Below are 14455 nucleotides of genomic sequence, written 5' to 3'. Positions count from 1 at the left end.
TGGCTCCTTCCGGCTCGCAGGCGATGCATTCGACGTAATTCGGACCGCAAGGTAACTGCCCCCATGCCGATGCATCAAGACGGCGGCCCCCCCGGTCCGTAGACCAGCACGCGTGGCTCGCCGAGGCCGGCTGCCGCCCGCTGGACCTCCTCGGAAGACAGACCCTCCATGGCCGCACGCAGTTCCCCCGGCCCGCCGTCCGATTCCGCTTCGATGAGCAATCGGCGGCCTTCGCGCTCGGGATCCGCCATTGCGAGCGCCCGTGCCGACCGGAACCTCCGGTACTGCCGGTTCAGGTCGTCCGGGGAGAGGTTGCCGGCGGACAGATGATCGACAATGTCCACGATGCGCTGCTCCCAGGCCCGCACGGTCGGCCACTGGGCGGCGATGGTCACCTGCAGCACGGGCCCGCCGGGCAGCTCGCGCACCTCGACCCGGCGGCTGATCAGCCCCGGAGCGGGAAGGTTGATACCCAGCTGCTCCCCGATCACGTGCGCGAGGAATTCCATTGGCCGTCGCGGCGTCGTTCCCTCAAACGGGTAGGCGGCCCGGATCCAGTTGTTCGTGATGTCGTCGGCCACCGAGGTCCGGCCGCCCGTCTCCCACGCCCACCCCGGGGTGCGCGGCGGCAGCGGCGCGCCCTCCACCACCCAGGCCTGCTCCCCGCGCCGCGCCATCGTCCGGTGCGCGCCGACGATGGAGGCTGCCTCGGCCGGCTCGACCGCGCCCACCACGGCCAGCCGCGCCTCGTCCATTCGGTAGATGCGCGCCCGCGTCGCCTCCAGTGCCTCGACCGTCATGCTACTCACGCTTGACGGAGTGCCCATGGGGGGCCGGGCGCGCTCCGCCCCGAGGAGCGTGCGCCGCGCCTCCAGCTCGAATGCGCGCACGGGCGCGCCACGCTGGAAGAACACCTGGCCCGACAACTCGGAGCGCGTCTCCGCGGCCAGCGCCGCATCGAGCTGGTCGGCGAACAGCGTGCGCGTGAGAATGCGGTACGCCGTCGCCCATTCGTCCGACGTTGTCACCAGGGTGACCCAGGTGCGGTCGCCCTCCACTTCGATGGCCGCGACCGCGCCCGTTTCCGCGAGGCTGGCGGCGACGGCCCGCTCGAGCACCCTGCCCAGGAGCCAGGCGGTTCCCTCGGCGCCGGGCGGGTCGTCGCCGTAGCCGCCTGCGAAGGAGAGGGTGACGGCGACGGCGGCCGTCCACGGCCGCTCGCTCACCACCACCAGCTGCAGCGTATCCGGGACCGCGGCCAGACCGCTCGCGGGCCGGACGCCCGCCGCCCCCACCGCGGGAGCGGCGAGCGACAGGATTGCCCCGAGCGCCGTCCACGTGAGCCGCCGCCTCCGAGGGGGCGACTTGGGCATCAGTTCGCCACCTCGGCGGAAATTGCCTCGGCCGCGGCGACCTCGTCGAGGAAGGCGGTCATGAGTTCGAAATCGACCTCCTCCAGGCGGCGCAGATAGTCCGCCGCCGCGTCGGCATCGCCCGTGGCGTCCAGATGTCGGCCGATGACCTCCGCCAGCCCGCCGGGCGAGCGCCCCTCCAGGATCAGCTCCGAGCGGAGCGAAGACTTCGCGTTGCGCACGATGGTCGGGCTCAGCGCCGCCCGCAGGTCGCGGATGTAGTCTCGAACGCGGGCGCGCATCGCCGTCGCGTTTCGCGAGAAGGCCGCCGCGGTCAACACCAGCCACGACCGTTCTCCCAGCTCCCAGCGCTCGAGTTGGGGCTCGAACTCGCCGCCCAACTCCCGGAGGCGGTCGTTCGCGATGCGCGCGAGCAGCGCGGAGCGCGGATCCCGCGCGTTTCCCGACGGATATGCCTCCCCGTACCAGACCCGGATGCGCTCGGGTCTGATGGCCGGGAACCTTCTTGCGGCCGCCTCCGGGAGCCGATCCGTCTCCGGCGCCGGCCCCGCCTCCCCCAGCTCTGCCAGAGCCGAGAACGCGGCCTCCAGCGGCAGGTCGGCCACCACGACCACGGAGAGGTTGCCCCGGCGGTGCGATTCCCGCCAGCGCTCCACCAGGCGGGCCGGGTGCAGTGCCGCCAGCGATTCGAGGGTTCCCGTCACCGCCGGAATCGGTGAAGCCATGCGCGAGCGAAGCCGGAGGCGCAGCGCGCCCCGGGCGGTTTCCCGCTCTTGCCGGTTCATGCCTTCGAGGCGCGTTCGGGCCGCCACGAAGCCGGGCGATGCCGGGCGGGCCAGCAGCTCCCGCGCAACGCCGGCAAGATGGTCGAAGTCCGCGACCGCGCCGTTCAGGCGATAGACGAGTCCTAGCGAGGAGCGGTGCGCCAGGACTTCGATGCCCAGCGTTTCCCGGAGTCTCCGGACGCGTTCCAGCGCCATCAGCTGAATGAGGTAACCGGCTCCGGCGCCGGACTCGGACTCGACGAAGGGAACCGTGATGCGGATCGCCGCCGCCGGTGAACCGGTGGCTTCGACGAAGGCGATGGTCGGGCCGTCAGGCGGGCGGAGAACCGTGTCCGGACGGAGCGCCTCGGGGTCGGAGATGGCGCTCAGGAGGGCGACCCCGGCGAGGAAAACGGCCGTCACCTGCTCTGGGCCGGATCAGGGAATGACGTCGATTACGAACCGGTGCGGATCGATCGGCCGTCCGTTCTGACGCACCTCATAGTGGACATGCGGAGCCGTCGTGATCCCTGTGCTGCCCACCAGCGCAATGACGTCGCCGCGCTCCACTTCCTGACCCGTCCGCACCAGAATCTGGCTCGCGTGCCCGTACAGCGTCTCGTACCCGAAGCCGTGTTCGACGAGCACGGTCAGGCCGTACCCGCTCCGGCTGCCGGTGGAGGTCACCGTCCCCTTGGCGGTAGCCACGACGGGCGAGCCCGCGGGGGCCGAGATGTCCATGCCCTCGTGCGGGAGCGGCCGGTGGTGTATCGGATGCATGCGGGAGGAGGAGAAGCGGCTGGAGATGAAGCCGCGGGCCGGAAGGATGGAAGGAAACGACTCCAGCCAGTCTCGATGCCGGTTCAGCGAATCCGCGGCCTCGGTAAGGCTGGTGCCGAGCAGCTGAACCCGACGCTGGAGCGCCTTCAGATCGAAGGAGGTCGCGAAGGCGTCCTTGGAATACAGCGAGTCGAGGCCCCACAGAGGGTGCGAGCGGGGCGTGGTGGTTCCGGGGCCACCCACACCCGCCTGGAGCACCTCGGCGTCGATGGACTCCAGCCCGGCCAGAGCGCGGGCCTGCGCATTCTGTTCCGACAGGCCTTCGACCGCGCCCTCAAGGCCCGCCAGCTGCTGCCGGATGCCGGTCAGCTCCTCGACCATGGCCTGGTTTTTCGCGGCCAGCTGCCGCGCCTCCATCCGGTGCGCGCCACCGGAGAAGACGAAGAAGGCGACCCCCAGGAGGAGGACCATGACGCCGGCCCCGGAGAGGAGCAGCCGGGGCGAGACTTCGAACTGCCGGTGCCGACCGCCGCCGGACGGCACTACCAGGATCGAAAACCTGGTCTTCAGCTTGGCGCCGAGTGATTTGTTTGGCATGCCTCAGGAGTGATCGAGGGCAGGGAGCGACAAACACAGCAGGGGCTTCAACCTATCCGTGCCGGACGAAGCCAGTCAAGCCGAGGGCAGCCGTACCCGTGGGAAGAGAGGTTTGCCCCGCGTGACGGCTCGTCCCGCCAGTGGAGCGTCGAGCGCACGGTCCAGGGTGGGAACCCGGGCAAGCCCCAAGGTTCCCGCCAGCACGCCCATCTTCGCCGGCATGACCGGCTCCAGCAGTGCGGCGAGCACCGTAAGGCAACGCGCGAGCGAGGCCAGCGTTTCGTCGAGGTCCGGTGCTCTCTCCGGATCCTTCGCCTGGGCCCACGGCTCCCGCTCCTCCACGTATCGGTTCGCGTGCCGCGCGAGATCCATCGCCGCGCCCAGCGCGCGATGCAGGCGAAGGCCGTTCATGAAGTCCCGGTAGCGGCGAAGGGTCTCGTCGGTCTCGGTCGCCAGGCCCTGCCCCGCGGCGTCCGGGAGGGCGCCGTCCCGGTAGCGCGCGATCATCGACGTCACCCGGCTGGCGAGGTTCCCAAGGACGTTGGAGAGCTCGTCGTAGCGGGTGAGGAAGCGCTCGGGCGTGTACGACGCGTCGCTGCCGGTGGGCATCTCGCGCACCAGATACCAGCGCACCGCGTCGACTCCGTGCGTCGCGATCAGGGCGAGGGGGTCCACCACGTTCTGCAGCGACTTGGACATCTTGGTTTCGCCCACGAGCCACCATCCGTGGGCGAGGATATGCCGCGGCAACTCCAGTTCGCACGCCATCAGGATGGTGGGCCAGTACACCGCGTGGGTGGTGAGGATGTCCTTGCCCATGACGTGCAGATCGGCGGGCCACCACGACTCGATGGGGGCGCCGAATCCCTGCTCGTCCGGGGCGGCCTCGGGGTCGATGGCGCCCGATGCGGTCACGTAGTTGATGAGGGCGTCCACCCACACGTAGCAGACGTGTTCAGGGTCGAAGGGGAGGGGAACGCCCCAGCTCACGCGGCTCCGCGGACGGGAGATCGAGAGGTCCTCGAGCGGCTGCTGCAGGAACCCGAGCACTTCGTTCCGCCGCACGGCCGGAATGATCCAGTCGGGGTTGGCCTCGATGTGGGCCACCAGCCGTTCCTGGAAGGCGCTCATGCGGAAGAAGTAGTTGACCTCCTCGATCTGGCGTACGGGCCGGCGGCAGTCCGGACAGGTTTCCCCCGGCCCCAGGTCCTTCTCGGTCCAGTAGCGCTCCTCGTGGATGCAGTACCATCCGAGGTAGCGGTCCTTGTAGATGTGTCCCTTGTCGTGGAGCCGCTGCAGGAAGGCGGTGACGACGGCGATGTGATCCGCCTCGGTAGTGCGGATGAAGCGGTCGAAGGAAATGTCGAGTTCATCCCACGCCTCGCGGAAGCGGCCCGCCATGCGGTCGCACAGCTCGATCGGGGTCAGGCCGCGCCGGGCGGCTTCCTCGGCGATCTTGGGACCGTGTTCGTCGGTGCCGGTGAGGAATCTCGTTTCGGCGCCCGTCTGGCGATGAAAACGGGCCAGCACGTCGGTGAGAATCGTGGTGTAGGCGTGCCCGATGTGGGGCTCGCCCGACGCGTAGTAGATCGGCGTCGTGAGATAGCGTCGTCGGCTCATGTCCGGGTCAGTCTGAGCGTTTCCCCCGGGGAACCCCGGACACCTCTTTCTTGAGTTCCTTCAGCGTCACCTTGCGGCGGGCTCCGTCGCCGGCCAGAAGGGTGACCGTCTCGCTCCAGATGTCCACCGCGACCACCTTCTGCCGCCCCAGCGAAGTGTTCACCGACCTTCCCTCGCGCGGGAACCGCCGACGCGCCCGCACGTACGCGTCGTGCTCGTACTTGAGGCAGCACATGAGACGGCCGCAGCAACCGGAGATCTGCGACGGATTCAGGGAGAGGCGCTGGTCCTTGGCCAGTTGAAGGCTCACCGGACGCAGGGAGGGGAGCCAGGTCGAGCAGCACAGTTCGCGCCCGCAGCGGCCGACTCCTCCGAGCATCGCGGCTTCGTCGCGCACGCCGATCTGGCGCAACTCGATGCGGGTGCGGAAGGTGCGGGCCAGATCGCGGACCAGGGCCCGGAAGTCGACCCGCCGCTCGGCCGTAAAGTAGATGATCAGCTTCTTGCGGTCGAACTGCCACTCCGCCTCGGTGACCTTCATCTTCAGCCTGTGGGCGGCCACCTTGTCGCGCGCCATCGCGCGCACGCGATCCTCGTCGGTGCGAAGCTGGCTCACGTGCCGGATCTCGTCGGCGAGAGCCTGCCGCAGGACCCTGCGGGACGGTTCCGGCGTTGCGCATCCGCCGGATGAGGAGCACTTGCGTTCGGCGATGGCGCCCAGGGCGGTCACGCGGCCGAGATCGCGGCCGCGCTCGGCCTCCACCATCACCCAGCTACCCGGCTGAAGCGCGCCGGGCTGGCAGGCGAAGTAGTCCTTGCGTGTTCCCTTGAACCGGACTTCCGCGAACTCTGGCATCTACTCTCGAACCCGGGTGGGGTACGTCCTCAGCCGCCGGCTCTCATGCTTCTGCCGCCCTCCGCATCGAGGCGCGGGCCCGTGAGTCCGGATTCCTCGATCGCCTTCCCGGCCCAGTCCCCGATCGCCTCGTACTTGCGCCAGCGCCGTGCCAGCAGTTCGTCGGTGTCGAGCGCGGTCAACTCGGCCAGTTGTCGCCTGAGAGCGACGGACACGCTCCTCGAGGCGGCTTCCCAGTCGGAGTGGGCGCCCCCGACCGGCTCGCCGATGATGTCGTCCGCCACGCCCAGCCTGAGCAGATCGGCCGAGGTCAGGCGCAGCGCCTCGGCGGCCTTCTCGCGGTGGTCCCGCGATCGCCAGAGGATGGCGGCGCACCCTTCCGGGGAGATCACCGAATACACGGCGTGTTCCAGCATGAGGATGCGGTCGGTCACCCCGATGCCGAGCGCGCCGCCGGACATGCCCTCGCCGATGACGACGGAGACGGTCGGAACCCGCAGCGCCGCCATCTCGCGAAGGTTGCGGGCGATGGCCTCGCCGATGCCGCGCTCCTCGGAGCCGAGTCCGGGGTAGGCCCCGGGGGTGTCGATGACGGTCACGACCGGACGCCCGAACTTCTCCGCCATCTTCATCAGGCGCAGCGCCTTGCGGTACCCTTCCGGATGAGGCATGCCGAAGTTGCGCCGCAGGTTCTCCTTCATGGCCCGGCCCTTCTGCTGGCCGATGACCATGAGGGACTGTCCGTCCAGGCACGCCCAGCCCGCCACGATGGCCTGGTCGTCCCGATAGCTCCGATCGCCGTGGAGTTCGATCCAGTCGGTGAAGATGCGCTCCACATAGTCCAGCATGTACGGGCGGTTGGGATGACGCGCCACCTGCACGCGCTCCATGGGGGCGAGGTTCCGGTAGGTCTCTTCGGTCATGGCCGCGAGACGGCTGCGAAGGACCTCGATTTCGCGCACCACGTCGATGCCCTTCTCGTCCGCCAGCGCGCGCAGGCCGTCGATCTGCCGCTGCAGTTCGGCGATGTCGCGCTCAAACCTGAGATGTGTGGTCCCGGCCAAGAGCCGTCTCCATTCATTTCATGTTGGGTTTCTGGTGGGTAGGCGGAAACTGCCATGGTCGCGCATCGGGGCCGCGAATACAAGTGTTTACAGCTTCGATCCCGATGGGGGCCCGTCAGTTGCCGCCCGTCTGCATGAGCAGATAGTCGTCCGGGTCGAGGGTCGTGGTGGAAGGCGCGGCCTCGAGCGGGATGCGGAACGTCTGTTCCCTCCCGGTGACCTCGACGCGGCTGCGTTCAGCGTTGCCGCCCACCTCGAACTCGATGTCCAGTGGCAGCCGGAAAGCGGGCCAGTCGGCCTGTTGCGTCTGCCGGATGGTGACCACCGCCTCGCCGGCATCCGCATCCCATGCGGTTTCGGAGGTGACCACCGGATAACCGGGCCGGTAGAGCCACTGCTCGAAGAACCAGCCCAGGTCGGAGCCGGACGCCTCCTCCATGACGGCGCGGAAGTCGGAGGTGCTCGCCACGCCGTCGCGGAAGCGCGCGTAGTAGTTGCGGATGCCGGCGAAGAACGTCTCGTCGCCCAGCATGCCGCGCAGCATGTGCAGCACCCATCCGCCCTTCGGATAGTTGTTGGCGTTGAGCAGGTTGAAGAGGTTCGTCTCCTCGCGCTCGACCACGGGACGGTTGACGTCGCTCGAGGCGAGCACGCGCTGCCGGCTCCCTTCCATCCTTCCGCGGAAGTCCCCGGGTCCGTCGGCTTCCTCGAAGAAAAGCGCCCCGAAGTAGGTGGCGAAGCCCTCGGAGAGCCACAGGTCGTACCACTCCGACTCCGTGACGCTGTCGCCGAACCACTGGTGCGCGATCTCGTGGGAGACCGTGCCCTCCATGTCGCGGCCCTGGGCGATGCCCTGCTCGCTGTAGAAGATGGCCGAGGAGTTCTCCATGCCGCCGAAGCGGGTGGCGCTCTGCACGTTGGCCAGCTTCTCGTAGGGGTAGGGGCCGATAAGATCGGTGAAGAAGTCGACCATCTCTGCCGCGCGCCCGAAGATGCGGGCGCCGTTGTCGACGTCCTGGGGATAGACCCAGTAGGTCACGCGGGTGCAGCCGTCGCTGCGCGGTGAAACCGGGGAGTCGTCGCAGGCGGCGAGCCCCACCTGGCGCACGGCGAGGTCGGCGCCGCCCACGACCATGGTGTAGCTGGGGATGGGCACCGAGGTGGTCCAGCGCCAGGTGCGGCGGCCTTCCGCGCCACCCAGGGCGTCGTCGTCGGTTGGGGCGGGCGGCGCCGCGATGGTGCCGTTGGCGATGACCTGCCAGGCGGCGGGCGCGTGGATGGTGTAATCCACCGTCGCCTTGTCGCTCGGGTGGTCGACCGACGGGAACCAGAAGCGTGCCCGGTTGGGCCAGTTGTCGGCGAAGGCCGCCGGGTCGCCGTGCACGTTGTCGCGCAGGATCAGGCCGTCGTCGGGGGTGCCGCCGTAAGCCACGGCCACCTCCACCGGGCCGGCCGCGTTCGGGGGTGCGAAGATGCGCAGCTTGCCGTCGGCGTACTCGAACGGGGTGCGGACGCCGTCGACCTCGATGGCATGAATGGCGAGGCCCACCAGGTCGAACTCCATCGGCGTCTCGGGGTCGGCGGGGGGCGCGACCAGAATGCGCGCGCGGCCGTCGAAGTCGCTCCGGTCCAGGTGGAGCGACAACTCCAGGTCGTAGTGGAGGACGTCGAAGGCGCCCGTGTACTCGCCGGGGAGGGGGGCTCGCCCGGCCTCCACGGGATCTGGCTCGGAGATGCTCATCACGGCCCCGGGCTGGAGGGGAACGTCCGGGGCGAGCTCGGGGGCCGGGGTGCCGGCCGAGGGCGGGGTGGCGGGGGCGCAGGCCACGAAGCCGAGGCCCAGCGCGAAGAGCGTAATCGAGGTGCCGGCGAGCCGTCTGGAATACACGCTGATGTCCTCCGGGGCGGCGAGGAAACCGATGACCGCCGCGTGATTTGCGGGCATGATCCGTAGCGGTCCAATATTCACGGTGTCGCTGTCCGTCGCCAACCGCAGCGCATTCGGCCGCTTGCCGTGCCCTCGCGCCGCAGCTTCGCCGGATGCGTCTGTTGCCCCGCCATCCTCCGAAAGGATCCGCCGACATGGTCCGCTCCTGCCGCTCCACCCGTCGTCTGCCGAAGCTCACTACCGCGTTGTTGCTCTCGCTGGCGACGTTTGCGGGGCACCTGGCGGTCCCGGCCCTCGCGACGCCCGCCCCGGCCGCGGCCCGGGCGCAGGAACTTCCGCGCGTCGCACCCGCCGAGGCCGGGTTCGCGCCCGGCCGCCTGGAGCGCGTCGGCGCAATGCTCGACGACTACGTCGCTGACGGCCGCCTCCCGGGCGCGGTCGTTGCCGTTCTCCGCGACGGCGCCGTGGTCTACGAGCACGCCACCGGGTTCGCCGACCTGGAGGCGCGCACGCCGCTGGCAACGGATGCGATCTTCCGCATCGCCTCACAGACCAAGGCCATCGTGAGCGTGGCCGTGATGATGCTGCAGGAGGACGGCGCGCTGCTGATCTCCGATCCGGTCGGGAGGCACCTGCCGGCCTTCGCGGAGACCACCGTGGCCGAACCGCTGCCGGACGGCGGTTACGACGTGGTGGCGGCCCGGCGGCCGATCACGGTTCGCGACCTGCTCACCCACACGGCGGGGATCGCGTACGGCATGGGCGGGCCGGGAGCGGACCGCTGGAGGGAGGCGGAGATCACCGGGTGGTATTTCGCCCACCGCGACGAACCCGTGCGCGCGACGGTCGACCGCATGGGGTCTCTGCCCTTCCAGGCCCAGCCCGGGGAGCGCTTCGTCTACGGCTACAACACCGACATCCTCGGGGCGCTGGTCGAGGCGGTCTCGGGACAGACCCTCGAGGCCTTCCTGCACTCGCGCATCTTCGAACCCCTGGACATGCGCGACACCCACTTCTACCTGCCGCCGGAGAAGCGGGACCGGCTTGCCACGGTCTACAACCGCAGGACTCCGGGGGCGCTGGTGCGGGCCCGTGACGGCGAGGGCATGGACGCACAGGGGCAGTACGTCGACGGGCCGCGGACGAGCTTCTCGGGCGGAGCCGGGCTGCTCTCCACCGCCCGCGACTACGCCCGCTTTCTGCAGATGATGCTCGACGGCGGCACCCTCGGCGACGCGCGCATCCTGTCTCCCGCGAGCGTGGCGCTGATGACCAGCAACCACGTGGGCGACCTCTTCGCGCCGGGAATGGGATTCGGGCTGGGCTTCAGCGTGCGTCTCGACCTCGGGGAGGCCGGTGAGCCGGGCTCGCTCGGGGACTACGGCTGGGGCGGCGCCTACCACACCACCTACTGGGTGGACCCGCTGGAGCGGCTGGTGATGGTCTACTTCACCCAGGTCATTCCCGCCGCCGGCCTGGACGACCACCGGAAGCTGCGGGTGCTGGTGTACGGGGCGCTCCACTAGCCTCGGCTTGCCGCCGGTAGTGCAGCATGCGCGCCGCGTGCGCGAAACCGTAGAAGTACTTTCGCAAGCCTTCCGCCGACCCGGGGGGCACGTCGGGATCGAAGAAAAGGCGGCAGAATTCCTCTCGCGCCCTGAGAATCTCCTGACAGCGGTGACCGTGCCAGCGCGGGTCGCTGGCGGTCAGGTCGAAGAGCTCCAGCGCTCGCTCAAGGGCACCTTCGAACCGGCTCCGCTTGCCAGCCTTGTGGAACCGGATGGCGCGCTCCACCTCGCTCCCCACGTTCCCGAGCTGTTCTACGAGTTCCAGGCGGTTCCAGGCACCCGCGGCGGCCCTTTTGTGGAGCGTTCGGGTCATGTCCGGCAGATCACTCTGCTCTCCGCGGGAGATGGGGGTCGAGACCACCCGTCCGGTAGTCAACTCATCGATTCCTGGTTGCCGGGGTAGCCGGTGCCCGCCTGGTGTTCCGGATGCGGCGAAGCATGGAACATAAGTCAATCGCCGGTGACCGCGCGCGACGATGACTCCGGTTGCCTCGCCTGCCGGTGGTGCAAACCTTTGGGCCATTCCACCCCTCGGGCCTGCGGTATTCTCTTCCACCCGACCCCTGCGAGCGCGATCATGTCCCAAGGTACTCGGAGAACCACCATGGCTGCGGCCTTCGTGGCTGCCTGCCTGACCCTTGCTGCTCCGCCCGCGGTCCACGCCCAGGAGCAACCCCCCGGCGCTCCCGACTCCCTCGCCACCGAATCCCTCCCGCTGGAGCCGACCCGCGAGGTCCGCTTCCGCACCGAGGAGGGCTCGTGGATGTCGGTCGACGTGAGCCCGGACGGCAACACGCTCGTCCTCGACCTGCTCGGCGACCTCTACACCCTTCCCATCGAGGGCGGGACGGCAACGCCGCTCCTGACGGGCCCCGCGTTCGAGAGTCAGCCGCGCTTCAGCCCGGACGGCACCGAGATCGTGTTCGTCTCGGACCGGAGCGGGGGACAGAACCTGTGGGTGCTCGCAGCGGACGGCTCCGACACCACGCAGATCACGCGCGGCAACGACAACCTGTACACGTCGCCCGAGTGGTCGCCGGACGGGGACTACCTGGTGGCGTCGCGCACCTTCAGCCCGCTGGGCGGGGCCGCCAAGCCGTGGCTCTTCCACCGCGACGGCGGGAGCGGGATCGCCCTGATCGACGAGCCCGAGCAGCTCAAGGCCATCGGTGCCGCCTTCGACCCTGGCGGGCGCTACATCTACCTGGCGCAGGGGACGCGCGACTGGACCTATGACGCGGCCTTCCCCAAGTACCAGCTCATCCGCTACGACCGCGAGACGGGGCGGCAGGCCACGGTGACCGGACGTTACGGGTCTGGGTTCCGGCCCGCCGTGTCCCCGGACGGCGGCACCCTGGTGTACGGTTCCCGGCACGAGGATGCTACCGGGCTGCGCGCCCGCGATCTGGCCACAGGCGACGAGCGCTGGCTGGTCTACCCGGTGCAGCGCGACGACATGGAGAGCCGCGCGACCCTCGACCTGCTTCCGGGCTACGCCTTCACGCCCGACGCCTCGTCGCTCGTCGCCTCCTATGGCGGGCGGCTCTGGCGGGTGCCGCTGGACGGGAGCGAGCCCGCCGCGATCCCCTTCACGGCCGATGTGGTGGTCCACGCGGGGCCCCGCCTGGACTTCGACTACCCGGTCGAGGACACGCCAACCTTCCGCGTGCGCCAGATCCGCGACGTGGTGCTCTCGCCGGACGGAAGCGAGGTGGCCTTCACCGCGCTGGGGCGGCTGTATGTCATGGACGCGGATGGGGGCGCGCCGCGGCGCATCGGGGCGGACATCGAAGGCGCCCTGTTCCACCCGGCCTGGTCGCGCGACGGCGAGACCATCGCGGCGGTAAGCTGGCTGGAGCCCGGCGGCGGGCACCTGTGGACGGTGCCGGCCGATGACGGCGACGCCCGCCGGCTCTCGCAGGCGCCGCACTACGTGCAAGCCCCCGCGTGGTCGCCCGACGGCAACCGGGTCGTGGTCCTGCGGGCCGCGGTGCGCAGCCGCCTGCCCGGAGCGGGGGGCGGCAGCCAGACCGACGTCGTCTGGTACGGGTCCAGCGCGACCGGCGCACCCACCGTCGTGGCCGAAGCCCTGGGCCGCTCGCAGCCGCACTTCCGCGCCGACCAGCCCGACCGCATCTACATGCATGCGGGCGCGCGCGGGCTGGTTTCCCTGCGCTGGGACGGCACCGACGAGAAGGAGCACCTCAAGGTGACCGGTTTTTCGGCCAACCGGGGCGGCCCGCCCGCCAACGCGTCCTCGATCCGCATGTCCCCAGCCGGGGGCCGCGCGCTGGCCAGGGTGGGCAACGACCTCTATCTGTTAACCGTGCCGCAGGTGGGCGGCGAGGCGCCGACGATATCGGTCCGCAATCCCTCTGGCGCGCCCGTGCCCGTCACCCGGATCACCGACTTCGGTGGCGAGTTTCCGTCGTGGAGCAGCGACGGCCAGATCGTCGCCTGGGCGCTGGGGAACGCGTATTTCCGATACGACCCGGCAGCGGCGGAGGCGTTCGCGGACAGCGTGGAGGCGGCCGGCGACGACCCTGAGACGGAGGAACCCGCCGGCGATCCGGTCGAAGGCGGTGCGGAGGCGGCCGCCTCCGCCGCCCGCTACCAGCCCGTCGAAGTGCGCGTCGCCCTCGACGCGCCCCGCGATCTTCCGACGGGACGACTGCTGCTCAGCGGCGCCCGCCTGATCACCATGCGGGGCGACGAAGTCATCGAGCGGGGCGACATCCTGGTCGATGGCAACCGCATCGTCGCGCTCGGCCCGGCCGGGTCGCTGGACGTCCCCGAAGGCACCGAGGTCCGCGACGTCACGGGCATGACCATCACACCCGGCTTCGTGGACACCCACGCCCACCTCCGTCCGCCGGCCGGCGTCCACACCACGCAGCCGTGGGGCTACCTCGCCAACCTGGCCTTCGGCGTCACCACCACGCGCGACCCGCAGACCGGCGTCTCGGACGTCCTCACCTACGCCGACCGGGTGCGCTCGGGCGACATCCTGGGGCCGCGCATCTACTCCACCGGGCCGGGGGTCTTCGGCAACTACCAGGCACGCGAAGGGATCCGCGACCTCGACCACGCGCGCGACATCCTCAAGCGGTACTCGGAGTACTACGACACCAAGACGTTCAAGATGTACCTCGCGGGCAACCGCCAGCAGCGGCAGTGGCTGGTCATGGCCGCGCGCGAACTGGAGCTCATGCCCACGACCGAGGCCGGCCTGGACTTCCAGCTCGACCTCACGCACGCCATCGACGGCTACCCCGGCATCGAGCACAACCTGCCCGTCTATCCCCTCTATCGGGATGTCGTGCGGCTCTTTTCCGAGACGAAGGTCGTGAACACCCCGACGCTCATCGTCTCCTTCGGCGGTCCGATGGGCGAGATCTACTGGTTCACGCGTGGAGACGTCCACGACAACGAGCGCCTGGCCCGCTTCACCCCGCACGAGACCCTCGATGCGCGCACGCGCCGCCGTGCCGGGGCCGCGGGGGCCGTGGCCTGGGCCATGGACGAGGAATACGTCTTCGAGGACCACGCCCGCTTCCTCGCCGATGTCGTGGCCGACGGCGGCTTCGCGGGGGTGGGGAGCCACGGCCAGTTGCAGGGCCTGGGCTTCCACTGGGAGCTCTGGATGGTGGGTTCAGGCGGAATGTCGAACCACGACGCCCTCCGGTCCGCGACCATCTTTGGCGCCCATGGCATAGGGCTCGAGAGGGAGCTCGGGTCGCTCGAGCCCGGAAAGCTGGCCGACCTGGCGATCCTTTCGCGCAACCCGCTCGACGACCTGCGCAACTCCGTATCGGTCGAGCAGGTGATGATCAACGGGCGGCTCTTCGAGGCCGAGACCCTGGACGAGGTCTGGCCGCGTCAGCGCCCGCTGGGCTATCGGGGCTTCGTGGAGGATGAGCCGGGCGGTGGCGAGCGATGACTGCC

Annotated in this window: 10 protein-coding genes; 2 read left to right on the top strand and 8 right to left on the bottom strand. The window is 69.9% G+C overall.

Features of this window, described 5'->3' with window-relative positions; translation table 11 throughout:
* Nucleotides 1-74 precede the first annotated feature (74 nt).
* From OXU32_09265 to OXU32_09235, 7 genes are all read right to left on the bottom strand, one after another.
* Nucleotides 75-1373 (bottom strand): hypothetical protein, encoded by a 1299-nt coding sequence (locus OXU32_09265; protein ID MDE0074136.1) that lies wholly within the window; start codon nucleotides 1371-1373, stop codon nucleotides 75-77.
* Nucleotides 1373-2560, bottom strand: a complete 1188-nt coding sequence (locus OXU32_09260) for a hypothetical protein (protein MDE0074135.1) — start codon at nucleotides 2558-2560, stop codon at nucleotides 1373-1375. The genes OXU32_09265 and OXU32_09260 overlap by 1 nt, the downstream gene beginning before the upstream one ends.
* Nucleotides 2561-2575: 15 nt before the next feature.
* Nucleotides 2576-3514: a M23 family metallopeptidase gene (locus OXU32_09255; GenBank protein MDE0074134.1), complete on the bottom strand. Its 939-nt coding sequence runs from the start codon at nucleotides 3512-3514 to the stop codon at nucleotides 2576-2578.
* 75 nt (nucleotides 3515-3589) lie between these two features.
* Complete coding sequence (metG, locus tag OXU32_09250; GenBank protein MDE0074133.1) at nucleotides 3590-5134, bottom strand: methionine--tRNA ligase; 1545 nt, start codon at nucleotides 5132-5134, stop codon at nucleotides 3590-3592.
* A 7-nt stretch (nucleotides 5135-5141) separates the two neighbouring features.
* Nucleotides 5142-5990: a regulatory iron-sulfur-containing complex subunit RicT gene (ricT, locus tag OXU32_09245; protein ID MDE0074132.1), complete on the bottom strand. Its 849-nt coding sequence runs from the start codon at nucleotides 5988-5990 to the stop codon at nucleotides 5142-5144.
* Nucleotides 5991-6019: 29 nt separating this feature from the next.
* Complete coding sequence (locus OXU32_09240) at nucleotides 6020-7054, bottom strand: acetyl-CoA carboxylase carboxyltransferase subunit alpha (GenBank protein MDE0074131.1); 1035 nt, start codon at nucleotides 7052-7054, stop codon at nucleotides 6020-6022.
* 115 nt (nucleotides 7055-7169) lie between these two features.
* Nucleotides 7170-8999: a M1 family aminopeptidase gene (locus tag OXU32_09235; GenBank protein ID MDE0074130.1), complete on the bottom strand. Its 1830-nt coding sequence runs from the start codon at nucleotides 8997-8999 to the stop codon at nucleotides 7170-7172.
* A 137-nt stretch (nucleotides 9000-9136) separates the two neighbouring features.
* Here OXU32_09235 and OXU32_09230 point away from each other — a divergent pair, with 137 nt between their 5' ends.
* Entirely contained in the window at nucleotides 9137-10468 is a 1332-nt protein-coding gene (locus OXU32_09230) for a serine hydrolase (protein ID MDE0074129.1), read from the top strand.
* Here OXU32_09230 and OXU32_09225 read toward each other — a convergent pair.
* Nucleotides 10401-10886 carry a hypothetical protein gene (locus tag OXU32_09225; protein ID MDE0074128.1) on the bottom strand — a complete coding sequence of 162 codons (486 nt, stop codon included), beginning with the start codon at nucleotides 10884-10886 and terminating at the stop codon, nucleotides 10401-10403. The two genes, OXU32_09230 and OXU32_09225, sit on opposite strands and share 68 nt — an antisense overlap.
* Before the next feature lie 228 nt (nucleotides 10887-11114).
* On the opposite strand from OXU32_09225, the gene OXU32_09220 reads away from it, so the two are divergent.
* Complete coding sequence (locus OXU32_09220) at nucleotides 11115-14450, top strand: amidohydrolase family protein (protein ID MDE0074127.1); 3336 nt, start codon at nucleotides 11115-11117, stop codon at nucleotides 14448-14450.
* Nucleotides 14451-14455: the final 5 nt, after the last annotated feature.

It is taken from the genome of Gammaproteobacteria bacterium, from assembly GCA_028819075.1.
Taxonomy (GTDB): domain Bacteria; phylum Gemmatimonadota; class Gemmatimonadetes; order Longimicrobiales; family Gaopeijiaceae; genus BD2-11.
The sequence above is the reverse complement of the archived record's forward strand: the minus strand, read 5'-3'. Positions and strand labels throughout refer to the sequence as shown.

What these genes read in the sequence shown, in the direction of transcription:
- OXU32_09255 (MDE0074134.1), bottom strand. Translation starts at nt 3,514, where the DNA reads ATGCCAAACAAATCACTCGGCGCCAAGCTGAAGACCAGGTTTTCGATC.
- OXU32_09235 (MDE0074130.1), bottom strand. Translation starts at nt 8,999, where the DNA reads ATGCCCGCAAATCACGCGGCGGTCATCGGTTTCCTCGCCGCCCCGGAG.
- OXU32_09265 (MDE0074136.1), bottom strand. Translation starts at nt 1,373, where the DNA reads ATGCCCAAGTCGCCCCCTCGGAGGCGGCGGCTCACGTGGACGGCGCTC.
- metG (MDE0074133.1), bottom strand. Translation starts at nt 5,134, where the DNA reads ATGAGCCGACGACGCTATCTCACGACGCCGATCTACTACGCGTCGGGC.
- OXU32_09230 (MDE0074129.1), top strand. Translation starts at nt 9,137, where the DNA reads ATGGTCCGCTCCTGCCGCTCCACCCGTCGTCTGCCGAAGCTCACTACC.
- OXU32_09220 (MDE0074127.1), top strand. Translation starts at nt 11,115, where the DNA reads ATGGCTGCGGCCTTCGTGGCTGCCTGCCTGACCCTTGCTGCTCCGCCC.
- ricT (MDE0074132.1), bottom strand. Translation starts at nt 5,990, where the DNA reads ATGCCAGAGTTCGCGGAAGTCCGGTTCAAGGGAACACGCAAGGACTAC.